Raw genomic sequence first — 26196 nt, forward strand, 5'->3', positions numbered from 1 at the left:
ATCAGTGGGCCTCACGCAGTTCGGGCTCGTGCTCCAGGTGACTCAACCCGTTCCACGACAGGTTGACCAGATGGGCGGCGACCTCGTCCTTGCCCGGCTGACGAACGTCGAGCCACCACTGCCCGGTCAACGCCACCATCCCCACCAGCGCCTGGCTGTACAGGGCGGCCAGGGCCGGGTCGTACCCCCGGGAACTGAACTGCATCCCCAGAATGCTCTCCACCTGCGAGGCGATGTCGTTGAGCAGACTGGAAAACGTCCCGGTGGACGACGCCACCGGTGAGGCCCGAACGAGGATCCGGAACCCGTCGGCCGAACTCTCCACGTAGTCCAGCAACGCCACCGCCGCCCGCTCCAGCAGCAACCGGGGGTGAGCGCTCTCGGCCAACGCGGAGGTCATCGACGACAGCAGGTAGTGCATCTCCCGGTCGACGACGACCGCGTACACACCTTCCTTGCCGCCGAAGTGCTCGTACACGACCGGCTTGGACACGTTCGCCCGGTGCGCGATCTCCTCGACCGACGCACCGTCGAACCCCTTCTCGGCGAACAGCGACCGCGCCACGTCCAGCAACTGCTGGCGGCGCTCCTCACCGGTCATGCGTACTCGCGGCACCGGGGCCCCAGCCCGCCGGTTGCCGCGCTCCCGCCGCCTGACCGCCATCAGCCCCCGCTCCGAGAAACGTTGTCGGCGGTCACCCTACGGGCAACCGCCGACATGTCGTGACCGGATTACTCGGCTCCGGCGCTGATCTTGGCCAGTCGTTGGGGGGTCGGCCAGCGCACGTTGTGCACCCAGCCGAACTTCTCGAAGAACCAGATGATCCGGGCGGACGTGTCGATCTGCCCCTTCTTCACCCCGTGCCGGGCGCAGGTCGGGTCGGCGTGGTGCAGGTTGTGCCACGACTCACCGAAGCTCAGGATGGCCAGCGGCCACACGTTGGCCGCCTTGTCGCGGCTGACGAACGGGCGGTCGCCGATCATGTGGCAGATCGAGTTGGTCGACCAGGTGACGTGGTGCAGGATCGCGACCCGCACGAAGCCGGCCCAGAAGAACGCGGTCAGCGCGCCCCACCACGACCAGGTGGCCAGGCCACCGATCAGCGCGGGCAGCAGGAAGCTGATCACGGTCCACAGCCAGAACAGGTTGTTCACCCGGACGATGTCCTTGTCGGCCATCAGGTCGGGGGCGAAGCGCTCCTTGTTGGTGGTGTCGCGGTCGAACACCCAGCCCATGTGCGCGTGCCAGAAGCCCTTGGCCATCGCGACCGGTGACGTGCCGTAGAGCCACGGCGAGTGCGGGTCGCCCTCGCGGTCGGAGAAGGCGTGGTGGCGGCGGTGGTCGGCCACCCAGGTGATCGGCGGGCCCTGCACGGCCATGCTGCCGGCGATCGCCAGGAAGATCTTCAGCGGGCGTTTGGCCTTGTACGAGCCGTGGGTGAAGTACCGGTGGTAGCCGACGGTCACTCCGTGACCGGTGAAGTAGAAGAACACCGCCGCGAGGGCGACGTCCAGCCAGCTCAGGCCCCAGCCCCAGGCCAGGGGCACGGCGGCGATCAGCGCCGCGAACGGCGTCAGGATGAACACGTAGACGCCGAACTGGGTCCAGCCGTTGCGGCGGCCCGAGATGATCGGCTTCGGTCCCTTCGACGCGGGCCCACCGGTGCCGGAGGTCTCCTCGAGGGTCGTCGTCATGCGTACCTCAATACTACTCATGGGTAAGGTCAGCCTCACCTACGGTGTCGTAACCTACGACAGCGTAAGTACATCCGAAGCGACCGGTCCAGACCCCGACCGGTGTGCCACACCCGTGATCCAGCTCACACCCGAATGGACGCGCTTGCCACGAGTTCGCCGGGTACCACTGCCCCTCGCGGGGCCCGCATGCCACGATGTCCAACCGTGGGCAGCGCGCGAGCAACGCCCACCGGTCCGCCGTGGTGTAAAGGCAGCACCTCAGATTTTGGTTCTGATGGTCCAGGTTCGATCCCTGGCGGCGGAGCTGCCTTGAGGTGGATGGCAGTTCACAACACGAAGGTGGCAGCCAGGAGTGGACGGCGGCGAGGTCGACCTACCGGCGTTGGACGATCGCTCTGACGCATGGCTCCTCGGACGCGCACGCGAACTGCTCGCCATCGCCCAGGTGAGTGAACGCCGCCTCCGCGCGCGGCACACCCACGAGGTCGACCGGATCCTCGCCGAGGTCCGACGACGGGGCGAGCCCCGCCTGATCGGCCAGTTACTCCGGGCCGCGGCGGTGATCCGGGTCAGCGACGCCACCGCCGAGGCGACCGAGGAGATCATCGTCGAGCTGCTCACCCACTCCGAGCGCCACGACCTGCTCGTCCTGCAGGCCGACGCGCACGCCCTGCGGGCCAAGTGGATGTTGCTCGCCGGCCACGAGGACCTGGCGCTCACCGAGGCCGCCACGGGCCTGGCGATGCTCGACGAGAAGGTCCCGCCGGACATGCTGTTCGGGCCGAGGGTGTGGGACGTGCTGATGGCCTCCACCCTCATGGACCTCGGCCTGGTCCTGATGGAGCTGGGGGTCTACGAGGTCGGCGACCAGGTCATGCGCCGCGCCCACCGCCACATCCGGCGCAGCGCAGGACCGCACGACATCGCCCTGCACCTGATCACCGTCTGCCGCATGCAGCTCAACTGGGGGCTGCGCCTGGAGCGCATCGGCGAGGACGCCGGCTCCCGCTTCTCCCGGGCCGCGGCCATGGCCTCCGACGTGGAGGCGCCGTTCCGCGAGTCGCTGTTCCCGCGCCGCACCGACCGCCTGGCCGCCGACCAACTGGCGGTCGTCGGCGCGGCGCACGCGCTGGCCGCGCCGTCCGGCCGGCACGTCGACCGGCTGACCAGGCTGCTGGAGCTGGCCGCGCCGCGCGAGGTGTTCTTCGTGGCCATCGCGCTGGCCCGCTGCCTGGAGGCCGACGGCCGGACCACCGACGCCCTGGACACGCTGACCACCGTCCGCCAACGCCTGGACGACACGGTCACCGAGCCGTCACTGCAACTGTGCCTGATCCGCGAGTTCTCCCGGCTGCGGGAGACCGGCGAGGACGTCGAACAGTCGGCGGGCGCGCTGCGTCACTACGTCACCGAGCTGGAAACCCAGCTGTGGGACATGCGTGAGTCCCGGGTCGCGGCGCTGGACACCCGCCGTGAGCACGAGCGGTTGGCCCGCCGGCACGGCACCATCGCCCGCCAGGCCCTGCAGGACCCGCTGACCGGGCTGCCCAACCGGCGCGCGCTGGACGAGCGGCTGGCCGAACTGGCCACCGAGCTGGCCACCGACGGCGGCGCGCTGGCGATCGCCCTGGTCGACCTGGACGGGTTCAAGGGCGTCAACGACAGCCTGTCGCACGCCGACGGCGACGACGTGCTGCGGGTCATCGCCAGCACCGTGCGGGACACCCTGCGCGGCAGCGACATGGTCGCCCGCTACGGCGGCGACGAGTTCATCGCGCTGCTGCCCGGCGCCCCGCTGACTGCCGCCGCCGCGGCGCTGCGGCGGGCGGCCGACGCGGTCGCCGCGCTGCCCCATGATCTTTCCCACGGTGTGACGCTGTCGGTCGGTGTGGTGTCGCTGCGTGCCGACGAGACCGCGGCCCGTGCGCTCGCCCGCGCGGACGCCGCGATGTACCAGGCCAAACGCCAGGGCGGGAACGACGTCGTGGCGGTCACCGGCGGCGAGGACGACGAGTCGGCCGGAGCCGAGGACGAGCACGACCCCGCGTGGGTTCTACCGGAGGCAACGTAGGATCGATTCCGCGGAGATCGAGTACGTCTCCGCCGAAGTCGATCACTGCCAGAGGAGTGGAGCTGATGGTCGAGAGCTCAACCGGGCTCGGCGAAATCAGCACGATCATCCTCGCCGCCGGCGAGGGCACCAGGATGCGCTCGTCGCGGCCGAAGGTCCTGCACCGGCTGGCCGGCCGCACCCTGGTCGAGCATGCCGTGCGGGCCGCCGCCGGACTCTCGCCCGCGCGCCTGGCGGTGGTCGTCGGCCACGGCCGCGAGGCGGTCACCGAGCACCTGCACGAGGTCGCCAAGGCCATCGACGCGACGGTCACGGTCGCCGTGCAGGACCAGCAGCACGGCACCGGGCACGCGGTGGCCTGCGCGCTGGGCGAGCTGCCCGGCCTCACCGGCACGGTCGTGGTCACCTACGGCGACGCGCCGCTGCTCGACGCCGACACCCTCACCCGCCTGCTCGCCGAGCACGCCGAGCACGGCAACGCGGTCACCGTGCTGTCCGCGTCGGTCGGCGACCCGACCGGCTACGGCCGGATCGTGCGCGAGGGCGACGGCTCGGTCGCCGCGATCGTCGAGCAGAAGGACGCCACGCCCGAGCAGGCCGCCATCCGCGAGATCAACTCCGGGGTCTACGCCTTCGACGCGGCCGTGCTCACCGACGCGCTGGGCCGGCTGTCGACCGACAACGCCCAGGGCGAGCAGTACCTGACCGACGTGCTGGGCATCGCCAGGGGCGACGGGCACCGGGTCGGGGCGTGGGTCTGCGCCGACCCGTGGCTGGTCGAGGGTGTCAACGACCGCGTGCAGCTGGCGGCGCTGGGCGCCGAGCTGAACCGGCGGCTGTGCCAGCGCTGGATGCGTGCCGGCGTGACGATGGTCGACCCGGCGACGGTGTGGCTGGACGCCGGTGTGGAGCTGGCCCGCGACGTGGTCATCGAGCCCGGCGTGCAGCTGCGCGGCGCGACCTCGGTCGGCGAGGGCAGCGTCGTCGGCCCGGACAGCACGCTCACCGACGTGGCGGTGGGGGCCGGCGCGAGCGTGGTCCGCACGCACGCGTACGAGTCCGAGATCGGTGACGGCGCCAGCGTCGGCCCGTTCGCCTACCTGCGGCCGGGCACCCGGATCCGGACCAGCGCGAAGATCGGCACGTTCGTCGAGGTGAAGAACTCCGAGGTCGGCGCGGGGTCGAAGGTCCCGCACCTGTCCTACGTCGGGGACGCCACGATCGGCGAGCAGTCCAACATCGGCGCGGCGAGCGTGTTCGTCAACTACGACGGCGTGACCAAACACCGCACGGTTGTGGGTTCACACGTGCGGACCGGATCGGACAACATGTTCGTGGCACCGGTGACCGTCGGTGACGGCGCGTACAGCGGGGCCGGCACAGTCGTGCGCGAGGACGTTCCGCCTGGAGCACTGGCGGTGTCAGCGGGCACACAGCGCAACATCGAGGGTTGGGTGCTGCGGCGCCGGCCGGGGACGCCGGCGGCGGACGCCGCGGCGCGGGCGCTCGAGTCAGCTCCTGAGGAGGAGTCATGAACGCGAAGTCCGGCACGCCGAAGAAGAACCTGATGTTCTTCTCCGGCAGGGCGCACCCGGAGCTGGCCGAGGAGGTGGCCAAGCACCTCAACATCAGCATCACCCCGCAGTCGGCCTACGACTTCGCCAACGGCGAGATCTTCGTGCGTTTCGAGGAGTCGGTACGCGGCTGCGACGCGTTCGTCATCCAGAGCCACACCGAGCCCATCAACCAGTGGGTGATGGAGCAGCTGATCATGGTGGACGCGCTGAAGCGGGCGTCGGCCAAGCGGATCACGGTGATCATGCCGTTCTACCCGTACGCGCGGCAGGACAAGAAGCACAAGGGCCGCGAGCCGATCTCGGCCCGGCTGATCGCCGACCTGTTCAAGACCGCCGGCGCCGACCGGATCATGACCGTCGACCTGCACACCGCGCAGATCCAGGGCTTCTTCGACGGCCCGGTGGACCACCTGTTCGCCCAGACGCTGCTGTCCCGCTACGTCCGCGAGACCTACGACAACGACAACATCACCGTCGTGTCCCCCGACGCCGGCCGCACGAAGCTCGCCGAGAAATGGGCCGACGACCTCGGCGGCGTGCCGATCGCGTTCATCCACAAGACCAGGGACCCCAACCGGCCCAACGAGGTCGTCGCCAACCGGGTGGTCGGCGAGGTCAGCGGCCGGCTGTGCGTGGTGATCGACGACATGGTCGACACCGGCGGCACGATCGCCAAGGCCGTCGACCAGCTGCTGGCCGAGGGCGCCACCGACGTGGTGGTCGCCGCCTCGCACGGCGTGCTGTCCGGCCCCGCCCCGCAGCGGCTGTCCGACTGCGGCGCCAAGGAGGTCGTGTTCACCAACACACTGCCGATCCCCGACGAGAAGCGCTTCCCGAAGATGACGGTCCTGTCGATCGCGCCGCTGCTGGCCCGCGCGATCCAGGAGGTCTTCGAGGACGGCTCGGTGACCAGTCTGTTCGACGGCAACGCCTGACCGGCCCCCAGGAAGGGCGCGGCCGACCCTGCACGTAAACTGTTGAGGTTGCCTCGGCGAGGGCAGGCGTCACGCCTGGCGTGATCGACGCGGCGGCCATGTTGCCGCGCGTTCGTGTTCGTGTCCGTCGCCGCTGGTCGCCGCCGTCCGAGTCAATCTCTCTTCGAAGCTAGCTTCAGCAAGGAGTGCACTACCGTGTCCGAGGTCCGTCTCGCCGCCGAGCCACGTACCGAGTTCGGCAAGGGCGCCGCGCGCCGCACCCGCCGCGACGGCAAGATCCCCGCGGTGCTGTACGGCCACGGCTCCGAGCCCAAGCACCTGGCCCTGCCCGCCATCGAGTTCGCCCGCGTCGTCCGCGAGCACGGCCAGAACGCCGTGCTGACGCTCGACATCGACAGCAAGAGCGAGCTCGCGCTGACCAAGACGGTCACCACGCACCCGATCAAGAACTACATCGAGCACGTCGACCTGCTGCTGGTGCAGCGGGGCGAGAAGGTCACCGTCGAGGTGCCGGTGGTGCTGACCGGTGACGCCCAGCCGGGCACCCTGGTCACCCAGGACGCGACGACGCTGCAGGTGGCCGTCGAGGCGCTGCACATTCCCGAGCAGTTCGAGGTGTCGATCGAGGGCGCCGGGGGCGGCACCCAGATCCTGGCCTCGGACGTCACGCTGTCGGCCGGCGCGGAGCTGCTGACCGACCCCGAGACGCTGGTCATCGCGATCAACGTCGCCCCGACCGCCGCGGACATGGAGGGCGAGGTCGCCGAGGGCGCCGAGCCGGCCGTGGAGGAGCCGGCCGAGGCCGTCGCCGCCGAGAGCTGATCCGTCCCCGGGCGGTCCCGTGCGCGGGGCCGCCCGGTGCTTGTCCTGTGAGGTCCCATGTCATCGCCCGACGACGGTCCGGTGCTGGTCGTCGGCCTCGGCAACCCCGGGATGCGGTACGTGGGCAACCGGCACAACGTCGGTTTCCTGGTGGTCGACGAGCTGGCGGCGCGGATGGGCGGCCGGTTCAAGAGCCACAAGGCCGGCGCGGACGTGCTGGAGGGCCGGCTGGAGGGCGTGCGGGTGGCGCTGGCCAAGCCGAGGTCGTTCATGAACCTGTCCGGCGGGCCCGTGGTGGGCACCGCCCGTTTCTTCAAAGTCCCCCCCGAGCGGCTGGTCGTCGTGCACGATGAGCTGGACCTGCCCTACGGCGGCGTCCGCCTCAAGCTGGGCGGTGGCGAGAACGGCCACAACGGTCTGCGCTCGATCACCAAGTCGCTCGGAACCCGGGACTACCTGCGGGTACGGTTCGGCATCGGCCGACCGCCCGGCCGGATGGACCCGGCCGACTTCGTGCTGCGGGACTTCTCGCCCACCGAGCGCAAGGATCTGGCGTTCCAGGTGGACCACTGCGCCGACGCGACCGAGGCGCTGGTCGGCAAGGGTTTGGAAGCGGCACAGAACCTGTTCCACACGCGCTGACGCGGGAGGCGCACATGCAGCAGCCGGACGAGGTCCCGCTGACCCCGATGGTCGTCGACTGCGTGACGTTCGACCGCGCGCCGCTTGGCCGCCGCGGCTACCACGAGGACCAGGTCGACGACTTCCTGGACCGCGTCCAGTCCACCCTGCTCGGTGACGACACCCTGAGCGCCCAGGACGTGCGCGAGGTGGTGTTCGACGCCGCGCCGCTGCTCAAGCGTGGGTACCACGAGGACCAGGTCGACAACTTCCTGGACCTGGTGGAGGCGGAGCTGGTCCGGCGTTCGCGGGTGGAGACCACCAGCCCCCTGCTGCGCCCGGTCCCCCCGGAGCCGGTCCCGGTCCCGACTCCCGCTCCGGCCCCGACCCGCCGCCCCCCGTCCTCGCCGGTCGACTACACCCGCCCCTCCCCCGCGATCGCCCAACCCACCACGGCGACCTCCGTCCCCGCGCCGACCCGCACGGCCGCGCCGGCCGAGGTGAGCGAGGTGAGCGAGCCCCGGCCTCGGCCCACCCCGTTCCCCGTTCGCCCGGCGCCCGCCGCCGATCCCACGCCGGCGGCGCCCGCCGCGACAACCGCCATCGAAACCGACGCGCCAACGGTCACCGAGACGAGCGCGACGGCAGAACCGGTCCGCGACACCGCACCGGGAAGCGCCCCGCCGGCCACGCCAACAGCCGCCACGCCAATGGCTGCCGCTGCCGGAACCAGGACGACAGCGGTCCCGATCCCACCGGTCGGCACAGCCCAGGCACCAGGCACCGCCCCGGCCCCGCCCGCACCTGGTGCGTCAGCGCCCGCCACCCGCCCGGCCACCGACACCAGCGCGCCAGCCAGCACCGCACCCAGCGCACCGGCCACCCTGCCGGCCACCGAGGCCGGCGCCACCCAAGCACCAACCACCGCTCCGGCGATCCCCAGCACCGCACCGGGCGAAGCGATCCCCACTCCCGGTGCGCCAGCGGTCCACTCCCTACCAACGTTCACCGGAACCACCGCCTCGACCGAAGTACCGGTCACCACCCCGGCCCCAGGCAACACGGCCCCCGAAACCGGTGCGCCAGCGCCCACCACCCGCGCGGCCGCCGACACCAGCGCGCCAGTGTCGGCCGTCGACACCAACTCGGCAGTCCCAGCAGCCATCCCCGCTCACGGCCCCAGCGCGCCGACGGTCCGCACCCCACCACCGGCCACCGCAGCCCAAGCCCCAGTCACCGCCCCGACACCCGCGACCCGAAGCACCGCACCCGGCGCACCAACACCGGCGGCCCGAACCGGCGCGACACGCGAAGCACCCACCACCGCACCAGCCCCAGCCGTCCCGAACACCACACCGGGCAGTGCCCCCATCTCCAGCGCGCCGCCGGTCATCACCCAACCGACCACCGGGACGCACGCGGCAACCGAAGCACCCGCCGCCACCCCGACCCGAGCCGTCCCGACCAGCGCCGCCCCCGAACCCGGTGCGTCAGCGCCCACCACCGACACCAGAGCGACAGCCGGCGGCGCTCCCGCGCCCAGCGCACCAGCCGCCGCCCCAGTAGCCAGCGCGCCCACACCGTCGGCCTCCGGAACGGCTGCCGAGGCGCCGGCCACCGTCACCCCGCCGGATGTCCCCGCTTCCGAAGGCGGGCTGGTGATCGGGACCGAGGTGATCAGCGAGGGGTCGGGGACCGTTCGGCGGGTGCTCGACGTCGATCTGCTGGCGTTGCCGTTGCCGCCGGCGCCGCCCGGGGAGCGGGGTTACCGTCCGGGCGACGTCGAGCGGCTGATGACCCTGCTCACCCGGGCCGCGACCGACCCGGACGGGCCCCGGGCCGACGAGGTCGCCGGGTTCCGGCTGGCCAGGACCTTCTTCATCGGCCAGGGGTTGCACGCCGGGGTGGTCGAGGCGATCCGGCTGGCGTGGGTCACTGAGCTTCGGCGGCGCGAACTCTGATCTGGTCGGCCACCTGCTCGCCGGCGGCCGCGCGGCGGAGTTTGCCGGACGGGGTCTTGGGCAGCGTCCCCGGGCGCAGCACCACCACGGCCACCGGGCGCGCGTTCACCGCCTCGAACACCCTGGCGCCGATGTCCTTGCGCAGTACCTTCTCCGCCGCCACCTCACCGGCCAGTTTGGACTCGACGACCACGGCGAACCGCTCGCGGCGGGTGCCGGCGTCGAGCCGGACGGCGACCGCGTTCCCCGCCCGCACACCTTCCACAGTGGACGCGGCGCGTTCGATGTCGGTCGGGTAGATGTTGCGGCCGGCCAGGATGATCACGTCCTTCGCCCGGCCACAGATGACGATCTCACCGTCCACTGTGTACCCGATGTCGCCGGTGGCGAGCCAGCCGGCGTCGTCCTGGGTCGCCAGCGGACCGTCGACCGTCAGGTACCCGGGGGTCACCGACTCGCCGCGAACCCGGATCTCACCGACCTCACGCTCACCGAGGACCTCACCGGACGCCGACACGATCGACACCTCGAAACCGTCCAGCGGCGGGCCCAGTAACGCGAACGAGCGGGTCGCCTCCGCCGGGTCGACCGGCACCGCACGGTTCTCGCCCTCCAGCCGCTCGGCGTCGACGTGGTCCAGCCGCAGCCCGATGAACGGCCGCGCGAACGAGATCGCCAGCGTGCCCTCAGCCATGCCGTACGCCGGGAACACGCACTCGGCCGGCATGCCGAACCGCGCGCCGGACGCCACGAACGACGCCACCGCCTTCTCGTCGATCGGCTCGGCGCCGTTGAGCGCGATCCGCAGCGTCGACAGGTCGAACTCCTCGCTCGCCCCGCCCAGCCGCCGGCCCAGCAGCGCGTAGGCGAAGTTCGGTGCGGCGGTGATCGTCCCGCCGTACTTCGAGATCAGCCGCGCCCACAGCAGCGGCGCGCTCAGGAAGTCGACCGGCGTGACCTTCACCAGCTCGATGCCCATCATCATCGGCACCGTGTAGAAGCCGACCATGCCCATGTCGTGGAACATCGGCAGCCACGACACCATGATGTCGCCGCTCTCGTCGAGTTCCGCGCGGGTCGCCATCGCGGTGATGTTCGCCAGCAGGTTGCCGTGGGTGATCCGCACGGCCTTCGGGTCGGCGGTGGACCCGCTGGTCAGCTGGAGCAGCGCGGGCGCCGCGTCGTCGACGTCGACGATCGACGCCAGCGGGGTGCCGCCGGCCAGGTCGCTGATCAGCCGGTAGCCGATGCCGTGCTGTTCGAGCACGGGCGCGAGCTGGTCGAACGGCGCGCCGAGCAGCACCAGCTTCGAGCCGATCATGTTCAGCACGCGCAGGGTGTCCTCGGCCCAGACCGCGAGGTCCGAACGCGGAGTCGGCTGGTGCAGCATCGTGACGCTGCCGCCGCCGAGCCACACCGCCTGCACCGCCGGGCCGATGACCGCCGGCTCCGCGGCCAGCACCGCGACCGCGTCGTGCCTGGCCAGGCCGCCGACGACCAGTGCGCCCGCCATGGCCCGCGCCTGTTCGTGGATCTGTGCCCACGTGGTGTGCACGGGCTCGTTCGGCTCACCGGTGGTGACGCCGCGCTGCCGACCACCGCCGTTCGCGGTTTCGACCAGCCTGTCGACGAAACGACTCATGACATCAACTCTAGATGGAGTTACTCGGCGGTATCCGCCACGTCGAGCCAGAGTTCCTCCACGCTCGCCTTCTCGGCCAGCACCGTGCGCAGTTCGGCGTCCAGCTTCAGCAGCCGCTCGGGGTCGGTGGCCGCCTCGGCCAGCGCCGCGTGCAGCGACTCCTCCTGCTTGGTGAGGGTGTCGAGCCGCCGTTCGAGCCGGGCCAGTTCCTTCTGCGCGGCCCGCCGCTGCGCCGCCGAGGACCGCGTGGCCGGGGGCGGCGCGGCGGCCGGCGGGGCCGGGACGGCCAGGGCCGCGTCGCGCCGCGCGAGATACTCGTCGATGCCGCCCGGCAGGTGGGTGACCCCGCCCCCGCCGAGCAGCGCGTACACCGAGTCACAGACCCGCTCGACCAGGTACCGGTCGTGCGAGACGACGACCATCGTGCCGGCCCAGCCGTCGAGCAGGTCCTCCAACTGCTGGAGGGTGTCGATGTCCAGGTCGTTGGTCGGCTCGTCGAGCAGCAGCACGTTCGGCTCGGCCATCAGCAGCCGCGCCAGCTGCAACCGGCGGCGTTCACCGCCGGACAGGTCGGACACCGGCGTCCACTGCTTGGCCGCCGGGAAGCCGAACCGTTCGGCCAGCTGCGAGGCCGACATCTCCTGCTTGCCGAGCGTGACCCGCCGCGCGACCTCCTCCACCGCCTCCAGCACGCGCAGCGAGCCGGGCAGGTCGTGCAGTTCCTGGCTCAGGTACGCCAGCCGCACGCTCTGCCCCTCGATCCGCTTGCCGGAATCGGGCTCCAGGGCGCCGGCCAGCAACTTGAGCAGCGTCGTCTTGCCCGAGCCGTTCACGCCGACCAGGCCGATCCGGTCGCCGGGACCGATCCGCCAGGTCAGGTCGTCGATCAGGGTGCGGGTGCCGAGGCGGACGGACACGTCCTCCAGTTCGAGGACCGTGCGGCCGAGGCGGCGCTTGGCGAAGGCCAGCAGCTCCACCGAGTCCCTCGGCGGCGGTACGTCGGCGATCAGCGTCTCGGCCGCCTCGATCCGGTACCGCGGCTTGGACGTGCGGGCCGGCGGGCCGCGCCGCAGCCACGCCAGCTCCTTGCGGGCCAGGTTGCGCCGCTTCTCCTCCAGCGTCGCCGCCAGCCGGGCGCGTTCGGCCCTGGCGAAGACCCAGTCGGCATAGCCGCCCTCGTACTGCTCGACCTGGCCGCCGACGACCTCCCAGGTGCGAGTGGCGACCGTGTCCAGGAACCAGCGGTCGTGGGTGACCACGACCAGCGCCGTGCGCCGCGCGACCAGGTGGTCGGCGAGCCACCGCACGCCCTCCAGGTCGAGGTGGTTGGTCGGCTCGTCGAGGATCAGCAGGTCCAGCTCGCGCACCAGGGCCGCCGCCAGCGCCACCCGGCGCCGTTCGCCGCCGGACATCGAGCCGACCGGGCTGTCCACGCCCAGCGCGGTGATCCCCAGGCCGTCCATGATTCCGCGTGTCCGCGCGTCGGAGGCCCACTCGTGATCGGCGGTCACCCCCAACGGGTCAAGCACCGCGCCACGAACGGTTGACCCCTCGGGCAGCTCGGTGCGCTGGGTGACGACGGCCTGCCGCAGGTTGCGGCCGCGACTCACCCGGCCATTGTCCGGCGGCACGAGGCCGGCGAGGATCTCCAGCAACGTCGTCTTGCCGCCGCCGTTGAGCCCGACGACACCGATCCGGTCCCCGACCCCGACACCGAGTGACACGCCGTCAAGCAGCGGTCGCATGCCGTAGCTCTTGCCGACCGCTTCGAGGTTGACCAGGTTGACCATGACGCGTCCACGCTACCGGCGGCTCAGGCGTGCACCTGCGGCGGGAGGGGACGCGGCTCGTCGTCGTTCACCACGCGCGCACCCGGCACCGGCCCGTGCACCACCCGCACCGTGCGGCACACGCCCGCCCCGGACAGCTCCGCCGCCACCCGCACGGCGTCGTCGGCGTCCGCGCACAGGAACGCACACGTCGGCCCTGACCCGGACACGATGCCGGCCAGCGCACCGGCGCTCACCCCGGCGCGCAGCGTGCGGCGCAGCCCCGGCCGCAGCGACACCGCCGCCGCCTGCAGATCGTTGCCCAGCAGCAACGCCAGCTGGCGGGCGTCGCCGGAGGCCAGCGCCTCCAGCACCGGCTCGACCGCGCCCACCCTCGGCGGCTCGCCGGCCCCCCGCAGCCGGTCCAGCTCGCCGTACACCTTCGGCGTGGCCAGCCCGCCCCTGGCGAAGGCCAGCACCCAGTGGAAGGTGTGCCGGCTGAGCACCGGCACGATCCGCTCGCCCCGGCCGGTGCCCAGCGCGGTGCCACCGTGCAGCATGAACGGCACGTCGCTGCCCAGGGCCGCGGCGACCGTGCCCAGCTCGTCGCGGCTGATCTCCAGCTTCCACAGGTTCGCCAGGCCGACCAGGGTCGCCGCCGCGTCCGCGCTGCCGCCGGCCATACCGCCCGACACCGGAATGCCCTTGCGGATCAGCACCCGCACCTTGGGCTCGTCGGCGTCCTTGCCGGCGTAGCGGGCCAGCTCCTCCACCGCCCGCCACGCCAGGTTCGCGCCGTCGGTCGGCACCGCCGCCGCGCCCTCGCCCTGGACCTCGACCCCCGGCTCGTCGGCGATCGCCACCGTCACGTCGTCGGTCAGCGACAACGACTGGAAGATCGTCGCCAGCTCGTGGAAGCCGTCCTTGCGTACCTCACCGACCGCGAGGTGGAGATTCACCTTGGACGGGACGCGAACGGTGACCGGGCGAGGCACGACAGCGAGCACGAGCCCAGCCTACGGCGCCCGTGCCCGGCCACCACAGGTCAGGCGACCGCCAGCTCCCGGACCGACTGCCGGTGCACCGACGCGCCGCGCTCGGCCAGCCAGCCCAGCGCCGCGTCGGCCCCGAAGCCGTGCAGGCCGAGCCGGAACCGGGCCACCGGCGTCTCACCGATCTTGGTGACCCCGCCGCCGACCACCGCGATGTCGGTGCCGTAGCGGCTGGTCGCCTCGGGCAGCAGCGAACCGACCGCCGCGAACCCGATCAGCACCACGTCCGCCACACCCGCGTACCCGCCCGGTACCGGCTCGTCGATCGCCGGCAGCACCGCCCGCGCGACCAGGCTGTCCTGGTCGCCGACCAGCTCCAGCAGCCGCCCGCTCTCCACCAGCCGGCCGTGTTCGAGCACCGCCACGTCGTCGGCGATCCGCCGCACCACGCTGGTGTCCTGGGTGGCGACCAGCACGGTCGCGCCCAGCTCCGCGCGGGCCCGGTCGAGCACCGCGAGCACCCCGGCGGCGCCGTCGGCGTCCAGCCCGGCGGTCGGGTCGTCGGCGAGCACGACGGTCGGGTCACCGACCAGCGCCCGCGCCACCGCCACCCGCTGGCGCTGGCCGGCGCTCAGCTCCGCCGGATAGGTCCCCGCCCGGTCGGTCAGCCCGACCAGGTCCAGCACCTTGCCGACGCGCTCACGGCGCGCCGGGCCGTCCATGCCGGCCTGCTCCAGCGGCACCGCGATGTTGCCGGCGGCCGTGCGCTGCCCCAGCAGCGACTCGCCGGTCGGCACGACACCGATCCGCGACCGCGCGACCCGCAGGCTGCGCTCGTCGAGCATGCCGGTGTTGCGGCCGTCGAAACGGAACACGCCGCTGTCCGGGCGTTCGCGCAGCGACAGCACCCGCGCGAGGGTCGACTTGCCGGCACCGGCCGGGCCGACCACGCCGGCCACGACACCGGCCGGTACGTCGAGGGTGACGTCGTCGAGGGCCACGACCGAGCCGGAAGTACTTCGGAAGGACTTGCTGAGGTTCTCCAGGGTGATCACGATGCGCTCCAGTCAGGCGCGAGCGGAAACTCGCATGCCAGGTGAGCCCGGTGAAGGGCTGGGGGGATGTCGGGAGGTCCGGGTGGTGCTGAATCAGCTGGTTGAGCACCCGGGACGACAGCCCGTGACCGTGCGCCGGCACTGGTCGATGACCCGCCTGGTCGTGAGCATGACCATCGCTCTCACTCCTCCATCGTTCCTGGCGGTAGCACCTGCTCTCGGCGAGTGGTTGCTGCGGCGTCTGTGAGCCAGGTCTCTCGGCCGCTCGGGATGGATAACCGCACCCAGTCAACCTGACGGTGGGTGCAGATCGCAACGTCCATCCGGTGGATCGCGTGCGGCGTCACACCGAAGCTGCACCGGAACTCAGCCGGCGACCGCCGCGAGCCGCGCGAAGTCGGCCACCGTGAGCTGCTCGCCCCTGGTCGACGGGTCGATGCCGGCCGCCTCCAGCAGCTCCCCCGCGCGCGCCGCCGAGCCCGCCCAGCCGGCCAGGGCCGCCCGCAGGGTCTTGCGCCGCTGCGCGAAGGCCGCGTCGACCACGGCGAACACCGCCCGCCGGTCACCGGGCGGCGGCTCCCGCCTGGTCAGCAGGACCAGCGCGGAGTCGACGTTGGGCACCGGCCAGAACACCGCACGCGGCACGGTCGCCACCCGGCGGGCGCAGGCGTACCAGGCGATCTTGGCGCTGGGCACGCCATAGGTGCGGGAGCCGGGGCCGGCGGCCATCCGGTCGGCGACCTCGGCCTGGACCATCACCAGCGCCCTGGACAGGCTCGGCAGCTCCTCCAGCAGGTGCAGCACCACCGGCACCGAGACGTTGTAGGGCAGGTTGGCCACCAGGGCGTCCGGCGCGGCACCCAGGCGCCGCGCGCTGACCCGCACGGCGTCGTCCTCGACCACCCGCAGCCGGTCGGCGAGGCCAGGGGCACGGTCGGCGACGGTCCGCGGGAGGCGGGCGGCGAGCACCGGGTCGATCTCGACCGCGAGCACCGTCGCGCAGGCCGGCAGCAGCGCCAGGGTCAGCGAACCGAGACCGGGACCGACCTCGATCACGACGTCGTCCGGGTCCAGCCCGGCGCTCGACACGATCCGGCGAACCGTGTTCGGGTCGTGCACGAAGTTCTGGCCGAGTCGTTTGGTCGGCCGGATGTCCAGCTCGCTCGCCAACCGGCGCACGTCAGCCGGCCCGAGCAGGGAGCTGCTGTCCGTTCCGCCGCGCGCCACCGGGCGAGCTTAGTGCCCTACTGGGGCAGGCCGAGCTTCTGGGAGCAGTGCGGCCAGGAGGCGTAGCTGCCGCCGTTGGCGTCGCGCAGCTTGGTGGCGATGGCGATCTGCTGCTCGCGGGTGGCCTGGTGGGCGTAGGGGGCATACTGCTCGCCGCCGTAGGCGTCCCAGGTGCCGTCGCTGAACTGCAGGCCGCCGTAGAAGCCGTTGCCGGTGTTGATCGCCCAGTTGCCGGTCGACTCGCACTGCGCGAGCGCGTCCCAGACCTCGCCGTCGGAGATCACCGGCTGCGGGGGCTGCTTGGTGCCGATGCGGATGATCTTCGGCTTCGGCTTCTTGGTGACCTTGGAGCCGATCTCCTCGCGGGCGATCTCCTTGCCGTTCTTCACCGTGATCCGGTAGGTGGCAATGCGCTCGCCCGGGGCACCCTCGTCGAGGACGACCTCGGTGCCCTTCTCGGCGTTGGGGTCCTCGACCTCCTGGACCGGCGCCGGCACCTTCTCGGTCTTGTTGACCACGGTCACGCCGTTGCGGGTGATCCGCACCTCGGCGCCGGTGGTGATCGTGAGGTTGCCGCCGGGGGTGACGGTGTCGTCCTTGCCCAGCTTGATGTTCAGCTCGGCGAGCAGTTCGTCGACGGTGACCGCAGTGGTCTCCATCGGCCGGGGCTTGTTGCCGCCGTCGAACAGGGTGATGTTCTTGAGGGTCTTGATCTCCATCGAGAGCCCGGACAGCGGGACCGAGCTGTTCATCTCGTGGGACATCCACGCGCCGTCGACCGACACGTTGGCGGCCTTGAGGGCCTCCTCGACGGTCGTGGCGCGCACCCAGAACTCGCGCTTCTCGCCGTCGACCGTCACGTGCAGCTGACGGCCGCGCTGCAGCACGATCGTGCCGCCGTCGTTGATGCTGGCCTGCGGCGATGGGGACAGCGCGTCGTGGCTGCCGACAGCGAGGCCCTCGTCCTCCAGCACCTCGCCGACGGTCGCCGCGTAGGTGTTGACCTCGTGCGACTTGCCGTCGATGTCGACGGTGACCGACTTGTTCATCGTGATCGCCGCGGCACCGCCGCCGATCATCGAGACCAGGATCGAGGCCAGCGTGGCCTTCAGAACGGTCTTCTTCCACCGCTTGATGCCGGTGGCCAGACCCGGTTGGTCGTCCTCCGGTTCGACGGTGTCGGGCAGCCGGCGGACCCGGGGCAGCCCGGGGACCTCGGACAGGTCGTCCGGGATGACGGGCAGGACGGTCGTCTCGGCGTTGATCAGCCGGATGAGCTCGTCGACGTCGACGTTCGCGACGGCCATCAGCTCGTCGGCCTGGGGGCCGAGGGCGACGCGCACGTCGTCGGGGGTGATGGCGATCGAGCCGGAGTAGGCGTCGAGATCAGCCTCGGGGAGCTGCCCGTAGGCGGCGCTGCCCTGCTGGTAGAAGTCCGGGAACTCCGAGCGCCAGGCCCGGAAGTCCTCGTCCAGGACAGCGGTCGCGGTGGCCGCCGGTGCCTCGACGGGGGTGAACCAGTCGGTGTCGGCGAAACCGTTGCCGAATCCGTCGTGGTCGCCGGATCTGTATCCGCTCACAGGGTCGTTACCTCCAGAGAATGGCCGTGGGAGAACCCGACAACCTCTCGTTCAGGTTCCCCAGGACCGCCTCGTCCTGGCTACGGTCACGGGACAGTAACGGCGACGGGCAGGTTGCGCAAACACTTCGAGGAACGAGGTGAGCCCGCTCACGTCCACGAATGGAGTAGTCCGGGGCCCCTGTTCATACCAATGCTCACCCCTCGCGACCCCTCAGTTCACGCGCCGTGACGGCCGGCAGACGGAAAACCCGTTGCGCGTTCGCCGCGACAGCTGCTCCGAGTTCGGCGACATCCGCGCCTCTGAGCTGCGCAAGGTCGCGGAGGGTGTAGGCGGCGCAGTACGGCTCGCCCGGCCGGCCCCGGAACGGGTGCGGGGTGAGGAACGGCGCGTCGGTCTCCACCAGCAACTGGTAAGTGGGAATGTGAACCGCGGCCTCACGCAGCGCCCGCGCGTTGCGAAATGTCACGGTTCCGGCGAGCGACAGGACGTACCCGCGGTCCACACACCGCCGGGCGAACTCGAGGTCCCCGGAGAAGCAGTGGAACACCACCGTCTCCGGCGGCCCCTCGGCCTCCAGAACCCGCCAGATGTCCTCGTGCGCGTCCCGGTCGTGGATCATCAGCGGCTTGCCGACCCGCTTGGCGAGGTCGATGTGCCACCGGAACGCCTCCTCCTGCGCGGCCGGCGGCGAGTAGTCCCAGTAGAAGTCCAGCCCGGTCTCGCCGACCGCCACCACCCGGTCCCGCCCCGCCAGCTCCGCCACCACGGCCCGGTCCTGCTCGGAGAACACCGCCGTGCGCGTCGGATGCACCGCCACGGCCGCGAACACCCGCTCGTCCCAGGTGGCCGCCTCGGCGGCCCACCGCGCCGCCGTGAGGTCGTTGGCGACCGTCACGACCCGCCCGACGCCCACGGCCGCCGCCCGGTCCAGCATGGCGGTCACGTCGGCCGCGTCCTTCGCCCCGCACGCGTCCAGGTGCGTGTGCGCGTCCACGATCTCGACCGGCAACGGCTCGTCGGGCGCCGGCGCCTTCGGTTTCGACCTGTTCACGGCCTCTCCTCGTCCAGAAAGCAGCTCGCCGCACCGGAGAGGATCCGGTGCGGCGAGAGTGGGTCGGTTCAGGCAGGCTCGATCGGCGCCCACTCCGGGCCGGTCTCGCCGAGCTTCGGGTCGAGCTTGGCGAACAGCGGCGTCGGCTTGGCCAGCGGGCGGCCGACCTCGATCGGCGTCGACTCCCAGCGAGCGGCCTCGGCGGTGTAGTCGCCGGTCAGGATCGGGTTGACCTTGCCGGCGACATCCAGGTCCTCGACGTCGACCAACTCGGGCTGCGACGCCCAGGTCCCGGTCCCGCCCAGCGCCTCGTGCACCTTCTGCGCACTGTGCGGCAGGAACGGCGTGAGCAGCGTGTTCGCGTCCTGCACGACCTGCAACGCGGTGTGCAGGATGGTGTCCCGCCGCTCCACGTCGTCCTTCTTCTTCCACGGCTCCTGGTCGGAGATGTACTTGTTCGCCGCGCCGACCACCCGCATCGCCTCGGTGATCCCCGCACGGAACCGCGAACGCGACAGGTGCTCGCCGACCGTGGCGAACGCGTCGGCCGCCTGCCGCTTGAGCGCCTCGTCCTCGGCGGTCGGCGTGCCGGGCCGGGGCACCGCGCCGACGTTCTTGTGCGCCATCGACACCGCGCGGTTGACCAGGTTGCCCCACTCGTTGGCCAGCTCGAAGTTGATCCGCCGGACGAACTCGTCCCAGGTGAAGTCGACGTCCTGGGTCTCCGGGCCGGCCGCCGAGATGAAGTACCGCAGCGTGTCCGGGCCGAACTCACGCAGGAAGTCGCCCAGGTAGATCACCGTGCCGCGCGAGGTGGAGAACTTCGCGCCGCTCATCTTCAGGAACTCGCTGGAGGCGATCTCGGTCGGCAGGTTCAGCACGCCGTAGGGCCCCGGCTCGCCGCCCTTGTCACCGGCGCCGTTGTGGCCCAGCAGCAGCGCCGGCCAGATCTGGGCGTGGAAGGTGATGTTGTCCTTGCCCATGAAGTACACGGCCTGCGCGTCCGGGTTGTTCCACCACTGCTGCCAGGCGTCCTTGTCCCCGGAACGCCGCGCCCACTCGACACTGGCCGAGAAGTAGCCGATGACCGCGTCGAACCAGACGTAGAACCGCTTGAGCGGCTGGTCACGCCAGCCGTCGAGCGGGATCGGCACCCCCCAGTCCAGGTCGCGGGTGATCGGCCGGGGCCGCATGTCGTCGACCAGGTTGCGGGTGAAGTTGAGGACGTTGGGCCGCCAGTCGGTCTTGGTGGACAGCCACTTGCCCAGCGTCTGGGTGAACGCCGGCAGGTCGAGGAACAGGTGCTCGGTCTCGACGAACTTCGGCACCTCGCCGTTGATCCGCGACCTCGGCCTGATCAGGTCGGCCGCGTCGAGCTGGTTGCCGCAGTTGTCGCACTGGTCGCCCCGGGCGCCGTCGTAGCCGCAGATCGGGCAGGTGCCCTCGATGTAGCGGTCGGGCAGGGTGCGGCCGGTCGACGGGCTGACCGCCCCGGTGGTCGTCCTGGGCTGGATGTAGCCGTTGCGGTGCAGGGCCAGGAAGATCTGCTGGACGACCTCGTAGTGGTTGCCCGTGGTGGTGCGGGTGTACAGGTCGTAGGTCACGCCCAGCCCGCGCAGGTCCTCGGCGATGACCCGGTGGTACTTGTCGGCGGTCTGCTGCGGCGTCAGGCCCTCCTTGTCGGCCTGGACCAGGATCGGCGTGCCGTGCTCGTCGCTGCCCGAGACCATCAGCACCCGGTTGCCGGCCATCCGCATGTACCGGGAGAACACGTCGGAGGGGACGCCGATACCGGACACGTGACCGATGTGGCGGGGGCCGTTGGCATAGGGCCAGGCCACCGCGGTCAACACGGGGATGCTCATGTCGGCTTAGCCTACGGAGAGGGACCCGTCCGGATCGAACGGGTTGACGCATTCGGGAGGGCTCGTGTCGGCCACGCGACTGCTGGTGCTCGGGGTCGTGCGGATGTACGGCCGGGCACACGGCTACCAGGTCAGGAGAGAGCTGCTGAGCTGGTCGGCGGACAAGTGGGCGAACGTGGCGCCCGGCTCGATCTACCACGCCCTGAAGAAGATGACCGCCGAGCGGTTGTTGGAGGAGGTCGCGGCCGACGCGGAGCCCGGGGAGGCGCGCGGGCCCGACCGCGTCGCCTACCGGCTGACCCCCGACGGCGAGTCCGAGTTCCAGCTGATGATGGCCAAGAGCCTGTCGGAGGACGACCAGTCCCCGCAGGGCGACTACCGGCTGGCGGCGGCGGTGACCTTTCTGCCCACGCTGACCAGGGCAAAGGCGATCAGCCTGCTGCGGCACCGGATCACCGCGGTGCGCGCCCAGGAGGCGACGACGCGCAACCTGGTCGAGGAGGCGGAGGACTGGGGCCAGCCGCCGCACGTGATGGAGCTGTACCGGTTCTGGCTGATCACCGTCGAGGCGAAGGTGACCTGGCTGCAGGGTCTGGTGGCCAGGCTCGCCGGCGGCAACTACGTGATGGCCGACGACGACGGACCGTCGTTCGGATTTCCTGGCTGATCAAACTTGACTAGTCCCCCTTCGCGGGGCATCCTTGCCTCACTAGTCAAATTTGACTATCCGAGGAGGGGTCATCATGATCGAGGCACGAGGCCTCGCCAGAACGTTCCGGTCGCGAGGCGGCCCGGTCGAGGCCGTGCGCGGAGTCGATCTCGACGTCGCTCCCGGCGAGTTGGTCGGTTTCCTCGGCCCCAACGGCGCGGGCAAGACCACGACCCTGCGCCTGCTCACCACACTGTTACGTCCCACCACCGGCCGGGCCACGGTCGGCGGGTGCGATCTGCTCACCGACCCGGTCGGCGTGCGCCGCCAGATCGGGTACGTCGCCCAGGGCGGCGGCACCGCGTACGAGTGCCGGGTCCGCGAGGAGATCGAGATCCAGGGCCGGTTCTACGGCCTGTCCAAGGCCGACACGGTCCGCCGGGGTGCCGCGCTCGCGTCCCGGCTGGACATCGCCGGCCTGGAGCACCGTCTGGTCCGGACACTGTCCGGCGGCCAGCGGCGCCGCCTGGACATCGCCCTGGGCCTGATCCACGCACCCGCTCTGGTGTTCCTGGACGAGCCGACCACCGGCCTGGATCCGCAGAGCAGGGCCAACCTGTGGGAGCACATCCGCGCCCTGCGCGCCGAACACGGTCTGACCGTCTTTCTGACCACCCATTACCTCGACGAGGCCGACGCTCTGTGCGACCGCGTCCTGGTGATCGACAACGGCACCATCGTGGCCACGGGCACCCCCGACGAGCTGAAGTCCCGCATCTCCGGCGACAGCGTCTCGGTCGAGGTGGCACCCGGCACGGTGCCCGACGCCGCCGGGATCGCCGGCCGCCTCCCCGGGGCCCACGAGGTGACGACCGGCGAGAACACCATCCGCTTCCGAGTCCCGAGAGGAGACACCGCGTTGCCCGAGTTGCTGCGCGCCCTGCACACCCACGGCATCGACCTGAGATCTGTCCAGGTCCACCGCCCGTCCCTGAACGACGTCTTCCTGACCCTCACCGGCAGGACACTGCGGGACGCGGAGGTGCCCGGTGCCGCGTGAGATCTGGTTGGTGTTCCGCCGACACATGGCGGTGTCGTTACGCAACCCGGCGTGGGTGATCGTCGGCCTGACCCAGCCGATCCTCTACCTGGTCCTCTTCGGACCGCTGATGGAGCGGATCGTGTCCAGCACACCGGGCTTCCCGCAGGGCGACGCCTGGCAGATCCTCACCCCGGGGTTGCTGGTGCAGCTGAGCCTGTTCGGCAGCCTGTTCGCCGGCTTCTCGCTGCTGGCCGACCTGACGACCGGCGTCCTGGAACGCCTCCGGGTGACCCCGGCCCGCCGACTGTCCCTGCTGCTGGGCCGAGTCCTCCACGACACGGTCCAACTCCTCGTCCAAGCGGTGATCCTGATCCTGCTGGCGGTGGTCATCTTCGGCCTACGAGCCCCGTTGGCCGGGATCGCCCTCTGCCTGACCATGGTCGCCCTGATCGGCATCACCCTCTCGGCCGCCTCCTACGCGCTGGCCCTGACCCTCCGCAGCGAAGAAACGTTCCCCGCCGTCCTCACCAGCATCTCGACCCCCGTGCTGCTGCTGACCGGCATCCTCGTCCCGATCACCACCAACCTCGCCCCCCACTGGCTCTACACCCTCTCCCGACTCAACCCCTTCGCCCACGTCATGGAAGCCCAACGAGCCACCTTCCGCGGCGAGTACACCGTGGACGCCCTCCTGACCGGCAGCGTCGTCCTCGTAGCCATCACAGCTCTCACCATCTGGTGGGCCACCACAACCTTCCACCGAGAAAACGCCTGACCCACCCCCGGACCAACGACCCGCCGCTGCACCTCGCACGGCACTTCCCCACCGGCACTCAGCCCCCCCAACCGCCCCACCCACAGCCAACTGCCGCTCAGTTACTCAGACCCGCCCCGACTCCACCACCAAACCGTCGCTCAGTTACCCCAACTGCTCCACCCCACCGCCCACCCACCCATGCCGCCCGCCCCCAACGCCTGCCCAACCTGCTCCACCCACCCCGGCGCTCGCCCAACCCCGCTCCACCCACCCCGGCGCTCGCCTACCCAACCCGACACCTGCCAAACCGCCCACCTACCCAAGCCGCCCCACTCCGACACCGGCCATCTCCGACCACTGCCGGCTGCCCGAACCAGCGACACCATCCACCTGTCCGATCCCACCGCCAAGGCCCGTGACCCATGAACCTCCACCCCAGTACCCACCCACCGCACCGATCACCCGGCCCGGCCCTCGACCCACCCGGCCAGTTTGGCCAGGGACGAGGCGATGGCCTCCTCGTGTACCGCCTGGTCGATACCGGCCGGCACGTCCGCCGCGGTCACGTTGACCTCGGTCCCGTCGTCACGGTCGGCGAGGCTCCAGGTCATCGTCATCGTGCCCGCGTAGGCCGGGTCGTCGGACTCGAACACCGCGCGGTGGACCACCCGCTCCCCCGGCACCAGGTCGGCGAACTCCAGGTCGACCACGTCGGTCCCGTCGGAGGTCTTGCCGGGGCTGCCGGTCGGATCGGCGTAGGTGAGGGTCATGCGGAACCCGCCGCCCACCCGGGGGTCCCACCGCTCGATCCGACCGGTCATCTCGTCCGGTGGCAGCCACGCCTCGACGGCCCCCTGGTCCAGCAACGCGCCGTACACCGCCGTCCGCGATGCCCTGATCACCCGATTCGCCCTGTCTGTCCTGCTCATGGGCCCGAGTCTAGGCACGACCCCCGACAACGACCGGGGTCAGCGGTTGACGGCCGCCAACCCGGCCGGTGTGTACCGGTCGCCGGCCACGGCGTCGCGGGGCACCGCCGAGTCGATCTCGGCGACCTGCTCCTCGGTGAGCCTGACCTCGGCCGCGCCGGCGTTGTCCTCCAGGTACGCGATCCGTTTCGTCCCCGGGATCGGCACCACGTGCTCGTCCCGGGCGAGCAGCCAGGCGAGCGCCACCCGCACCGGCGTCACGCCCAGGGTGGCCGCCAGGTCCTGGACGCGCCGCGCGAGGGCGATGTTCCGCTCCAGGTTCTCGCCACGGAACTGCGGGAGTTGGCCGCGGAAGTCGTCCTCGCCGAGGTCACGCAGGGCCTCGGGCCGCCCGGTGAGCATGCCCCGGCCCACCGGCGAGTACGGCACCAGGCCGATGCCCAGTTCGGCGCACACCGGCCACACCTGCTCCTCCACACCCCGGTTGAACAGCGAGTACTCCGACTGCAACGCGGTGATCGGAGAGGTCGCGTTGGCCCGGCGCAGCGTGTCGGCGTTCACCTCCGACAACCCCAGGTACCGCACCTTGCCCGCCTCGACCAGCCCGGCCATCGCCCCGACGGTCTCCTCGATCGGCACGTTCGGGTCGCGTCGGTGCAGGTAGTACAGGTCGATCACGTCCACACCCAGCCGGGTCAGCGAGCGGTCGACGGCCGCGCGCACGTACTCGGGGCTCCCCTCGACCCGCACCTCGCCGCCGCCGACGACCTCGCGGATGCCGAACTTGGTCGCCAGCACCACCTCGTCGCGGCGGCCGCGGATCGCCCGGCCGACCAGCTCCTCGTTGTGTCCGACGCCGTACACGTCGGCCGTGTCCAGCAACGTCACCCCGAGGTCCAGCGCCCGGTGGATGACCCTGACCGACTCGGCGTCGTCGGCCGGCCCGTACGTGCGCGACATGCCCATGCAGCCCAGCCCGAGCGCGGACACCTCCAGTCCACCCAGCATGCGCCTGTCCATATGTTCCTCCTGTCGCGCGAACACCATCCACGATCAAGGCAACACCCTGGTGTGCGCTTCAGGTCAAGTGTCCCGGCGCGCGGCGAGCACCGCGTCGTAGAGCTGTTTGCGGCTCACCCCGGCGGCCGACGCCACCTCACCGGCCGCGTCCTTGAGCCGCGAACCGTCCTCGACCAGCTCCGCGACCCGCCCGACCAGCGCAGTCAGGTCCACCGACCCGGGTTCGGCGCCGGCCAGCACCACGGTGATCTCGCCGCGCACCCCCTCGGCCGCCCATGCGGCCAGCTCGGCCAGCCCGCCGCGCCGCACCTCCTCGTACGGCTTGGTCAGCTCGCGGCACACCGCCGCCCGCCGCGCGCCGCCAAGGACCTCGGCGGCGGTCGCCAGCGTGGCGGCGATGCGGTGCGGGGACTCGAAGAACACGGCGGTGCGCTGCTCGCGGGCCAGGGTGTCGAAGAAGCGGCGCCGCTCACCGTCCTTGCGCGGGGCGAACCCCTCGAAGCAGAACCGTTCGCACGGCAGCCCGGACAGCGCCAGCGCGGTGGTCACCGCCGACGGCCCGGGCAGGCAGGTCACCGGCAGGTCGGCCGCGACACAGGCCGCGACCAGCCGGTAGCCGGGATCGGACACGCTGGGCATGCCGGCGTCGGTTACCAACAGCACCGTGCGGCCCTGCTCGACCGCGCCGACCAGGCCGGACAGCCGCGAGGTCTCCACCGCGTCGTAGAAGCTGACGACCTTGCCGGCCGGTGTCACGCCGAGCGCGGCGGCCAGCGACCGCAACCTCCGGGTGTCCTCGGCGGCGACCACGTCCGCACTGCCCAGCGCCTCGACCAGTCGCGGGGACGCGTCCCGCGAGTCGCCGAGCGGGGTGGCGGCCAGGATCAACATGTCGCCCATCCTGTCACCGCCCACCGACATCCCCTGATC

Annotated in this window: 22 protein-coding genes, 1 tRNA gene and 1 riboswitch; of the genes, 10 read left to right on the plus strand and 13 right to left on the minus strand. The window is 71.4% G+C overall.

Features of this window, described 5'->3' with window-relative positions; genetic code table 11:
* Nucleotide 1 precedes the first annotated feature (1 nt).
* Both BLA60_RS13815 and BLA60_RS13820 read right to left on the minus strand, forming a co-directional pair.
* Nucleotides 2-601, minus strand: a complete 600-nt coding sequence (locus tag BLA60_RS13815) for a TetR/AcrR family transcriptional regulator (RefSeq protein ID WP_154814332.1) — start codon at nucleotides 599-601, stop codon at nucleotides 2-4.
* A gap of 131 nt (nucleotides 602-732) precedes the next feature.
* Nucleotides 733-1695 carry an acyl-CoA desaturase gene (locus tag BLA60_RS13820; RefSeq protein WP_075133238.1) on the minus strand — a complete coding sequence of 321 codons (963 nt, stop codon included), beginning with the start codon at nucleotides 1693-1695 and terminating at the stop codon, nucleotides 733-735.
* Between the two features lie 236 nt (nucleotides 1696-1931).
* Between BLA60_RS13820 and BLA60_RS13825 the strand changes: the two genes are divergently transcribed.
* The 7 genes from BLA60_RS13825 to BLA60_RS45480 all read left to right on the plus strand — a co-directional run bounded on the left by BLA60_RS13825 (nucleotide 1932) and on the right by BLA60_RS45480 (nucleotide 9685).
* A tRNA-Gln gene (locus BLA60_RS13825) sits at nucleotides 1932-2002 on the plus strand.
* Nucleotides 2003-2050: 48 nt separating this feature from the next.
* Nucleotides 2051-3769, plus strand: a complete 1719-nt coding sequence (locus BLA60_RS13830) for a GGDEF domain-containing protein (RefSeq protein WP_075133239.1) — start codon at nucleotides 2051-2053, stop codon at nucleotides 3767-3769.
* 65 nt (nucleotides 3770-3834) lie between these two features.
* Nucleotides 3835-5304: a bifunctional UDP-N-acetylglucosamine diphosphorylase/glucosamine-1-phosphate N-acetyltransferase GlmU gene (glmU, locus tag BLA60_RS13835; protein WP_075133397.1), complete on the plus strand. Its 1470-nt coding sequence runs from the start codon at nucleotides 3835-3837 to the stop codon at nucleotides 5302-5304.
* Nucleotides 5301-6281, plus strand: coding sequence for a ribose-phosphate diphosphokinase (locus BLA60_RS13840; protein WP_075133240.1), 981 nt, complete (start codon nucleotides 5301-5303; stop codon nucleotides 6279-6281). The genes glmU and BLA60_RS13840 overlap by 4 nt, the downstream gene beginning before the upstream one ends.
* 195 nt (nucleotides 6282-6476) lie before the next feature.
* A complete protein-coding gene (locus tag BLA60_RS13845; RefSeq protein WP_075133241.1) occupies nucleotides 6477-7103 on the plus strand; it encodes a 50S ribosomal protein L25/general stress protein Ctc in 627 nt (208 codons plus the stop codon).
* Between the two features lie 57 nt (nucleotides 7104-7160).
* A complete protein-coding gene (pth, locus tag BLA60_RS13850) occupies nucleotides 7161-7745 on the plus strand; it encodes an aminoacyl-tRNA hydrolase (protein WP_075133242.1) in 585 nt (194 codons plus the stop codon).
* A 14-nt stretch (nucleotides 7746-7759) separates the two neighbouring features.
* On the plus strand, nucleotides 7760-9685 hold the full coding sequence (locus tag BLA60_RS45480; protein WP_075133243.1) for a DivIVA domain-containing protein: 1926 nt from the start codon (nucleotides 7760-7762) through the stop codon (nucleotides 9683-9685).
* On the opposite strand, the gene BLA60_RS13860 is transcribed toward BLA60_RS45480, so the two are convergent.
* From BLA60_RS13860 to metG, 8 genes are all read right to left on the minus strand, one after another.
* Nucleotides 9657-11327, minus strand: coding sequence for a fatty acyl-AMP ligase (locus tag BLA60_RS13860; RefSeq protein WP_075133244.1), 1671 nt, complete (start codon nucleotides 11325-11327; stop codon nucleotides 9657-9659). The two genes, BLA60_RS45480 and BLA60_RS13860, sit on opposite strands and share 29 nt — an antisense overlap.
* Nucleotides 11328-11347: 20 nt before the next feature.
* Nucleotides 11348-13117, minus strand: coding sequence for an ABC-F family ATP-binding cassette domain-containing protein (locus BLA60_RS13865; protein ID WP_075133245.1), 1770 nt, complete (start codon nucleotides 13115-13117; stop codon nucleotides 11348-11350).
* Nucleotides 13118-13140: 23 nt separating this feature from the next.
* Entirely contained in the window at nucleotides 13141-14103 is a 963-nt protein-coding gene (locus BLA60_RS13870) for a 4-(cytidine 5'-diphospho)-2-C-methyl-D-erythritol kinase (protein WP_075133246.1), read from the minus strand.
* 38 nt (nucleotides 14104-14141) lie between these two features.
* Complete coding sequence (locus BLA60_RS13875; RefSeq protein WP_075133247.1) at nucleotides 14142-15143, minus strand: methionine ABC transporter ATP-binding protein; 1002 nt, start codon at nucleotides 15141-15143, stop codon at nucleotides 14142-14144.
* Between the two features lie 187 nt (nucleotides 15144-15330).
* A riboswitch (SAM riboswitch) is annotated at nucleotides 15331-15420 on the minus strand.
* Between the two features lie 89 nt (nucleotides 15421-15509).
* The gene (rsmA, locus tag BLA60_RS13880; protein WP_245811969.1) at nucleotides 15510-16370 is read right to left on the minus strand and encodes a 16S rRNA (adenine(1518)-N(6)/adenine(1519)-N(6))-dimethyltransferase RsmA; all 861 of its coding nucleotides are present in this window, start codon (nucleotides 16368-16370) and stop codon (nucleotides 15510-15512) included.
* Nucleotides 16371-16387: 17 nt separating this feature from the next.
* Entirely contained in the window at nucleotides 16388-17950 is a 1563-nt protein-coding gene (locus tag BLA60_RS13885; protein WP_084734900.1) for a resuscitation-promoting factor, read from the minus strand.
* A gap of 196 nt (nucleotides 17951-18146) precedes the next feature.
* The gene (locus tag BLA60_RS13890) at nucleotides 18147-19004 is read right to left on the minus strand and encodes a TatD family hydrolase (protein WP_075133248.1); all 858 of its coding nucleotides are present in this window, start codon (nucleotides 19002-19004) and stop codon (nucleotides 18147-18149) included.
* 68 nt (nucleotides 19005-19072) lie between these two features.
* Entirely contained in the window at nucleotides 19073-20869 is a 1797-nt protein-coding gene (gene metG / locus BLA60_RS13895) for a methionine--tRNA ligase (protein WP_075133249.1), read from the minus strand.
* Between the two features lie 64 nt (nucleotides 20870-20933).
* On the opposite strand from metG, the gene BLA60_RS13900 reads away from it, so the two are divergent.
* From BLA60_RS13900 to BLA60_RS13910, 3 genes are all read left to right on the plus strand, one after another.
* Entirely contained in the window at nucleotides 20934-21536 is a 603-nt protein-coding gene (locus BLA60_RS13900) for a PadR family transcriptional regulator (RefSeq protein ID WP_075133250.1), read from the plus strand.
* 76 nt (nucleotides 21537-21612) lie between these two features.
* Nucleotides 21613-22578: an ATP-binding cassette domain-containing protein gene (locus BLA60_RS13905; RefSeq protein WP_075133251.1), complete on the plus strand. Its 966-nt coding sequence runs from the start codon at nucleotides 21613-21615 to the stop codon at nucleotides 22576-22578.
* Nucleotides 22568-23335, plus strand: a complete 768-nt coding sequence (locus BLA60_RS13910; protein ID WP_075133252.1) for an ABC transporter permease — start codon at nucleotides 22568-22570, stop codon at nucleotides 23333-23335. Before BLA60_RS13905 ends, BLA60_RS13910 begins: the two co-directional genes overlap by 11 nt.
* A 440-nt stretch (nucleotides 23336-23775) precedes the next feature.
* On the opposite strand, the gene BLA60_RS13915 is transcribed toward BLA60_RS13910, so the two are convergent.
* From BLA60_RS13915 to rsmI, 3 genes are all read right to left on the minus strand, one after another.
* The gene (locus BLA60_RS13915) at nucleotides 23776-24246 is read right to left on the minus strand and encodes an SRPBCC family protein (RefSeq protein ID WP_075133253.1); all 471 of its coding nucleotides are present in this window, start codon (nucleotides 24244-24246) and stop codon (nucleotides 23776-23778) included.
* A 39-nt stretch (nucleotides 24247-24285) separates the two neighbouring features.
* Nucleotides 24286-25266, minus strand: a complete 981-nt coding sequence (locus BLA60_RS13920; protein WP_075133254.1) for an aldo/keto reductase — start codon at nucleotides 25264-25266, stop codon at nucleotides 24286-24288.
* 63 nt (nucleotides 25267-25329) lie between these two features.
* A complete protein-coding gene (rsmI, locus tag BLA60_RS13925; protein ID WP_154814333.1) occupies nucleotides 25330-26166 on the minus strand; it encodes a 16S rRNA (cytidine(1402)-2'-O)-methyltransferase in 837 nt (278 codons plus the stop codon).
* Between the last annotated feature and the right edge of the window lie 30 nt (nucleotides 26167-26196).

The sequence above is a fragment of the Actinophytocola xinjiangensis genome (assembly GCF_001921215.1).
Classification (GTDB): domain Bacteria; phylum Actinomycetota; class Actinomycetes; order Mycobacteriales; family Pseudonocardiaceae; genus Actinophytocola; species Actinophytocola xinjiangensis.

Bases quoted from the DNA above. Each gene is read 5' to 3' on its own strand.
- BLA60_RS13815 (WP_154814332.1), bottom strand. From the start codon at position 601: ATGACCGGTGAGGAGCGCCGCCAGCAGTTGCTGGACGTGGCGCGGTCG.
- BLA60_RS13820 (WP_075133238.1), bottom strand. From the start codon at position 1,695: ATGACGACGACCCTCGAGGAGACCTCCGGCACCGGTGGGCCCGCGTCG.
- glmU (WP_075133397.1), top strand. From the start codon at position 3,835: ATGGTCGAGAGCTCAACCGGGCTCGGCGAAATCAGCACGATCATCCTC.
- BLA60_RS13840 (WP_075133240.1), top strand. From the start codon at position 5,301: ATGAACGCGAAGTCCGGCACGCCGAAGAAGAACCTGATGTTCTTCTCC.
- pth (WP_075133242.1), top strand. From the start codon at position 7,161: ATGTCATCGCCCGACGACGGTCCGGTGCTGGTCGTCGGCCTCGGCAAC.
- BLA60_RS45480 (WP_075133243.1), top strand. From the start codon at position 7,760: ATGCAGCAGCCGGACGAGGTCCCGCTGACCCCGATGGTCGTCGACTGC.
- BLA60_RS13860 (WP_075133244.1), bottom strand. From the start codon at position 11,327: ATGAGTCGTTTCGTCGACAGGCTGGTCGAAACCGCGAACGGCGGTGGT.
- BLA60_RS13865 (WP_075133245.1), bottom strand. From the start codon at position 13,117: ATGGTCAACCTGGTCAACCTCGAAGCGGTCGGCAAGAGCTACGGCATG.
- metG (WP_075133249.1), bottom strand. From the start codon at position 20,869: ATGAGCATCCCCGTGTTGACCGCGGTGGCCTGGCCCTATGCCAACGGC.
- BLA60_RS13905 (WP_075133251.1), top strand. From the start codon at position 21,613: ATGATCGAGGCACGAGGCCTCGCCAGAACGTTCCGGTCGCGAGGCGGC.
- BLA60_RS13915 (WP_075133253.1), bottom strand. From the start codon at position 24,246: ATGAGCAGGACAGACAGGGCGAATCGGGTGATCAGGGCATCGCGGACG.
- BLA60_RS13920 (WP_075133254.1), bottom strand. From the start codon at position 25,266: ATGGACAGGCGCATGCTGGGTGGACTGGAGGTGTCCGCGCTCGGGCTG.
- rsmI (WP_154814333.1), bottom strand. From the start codon at position 26,166: ATGGGCGACATGTTGATCCTGGCCGCCACCCCGCTCGGCGACTCGCGG.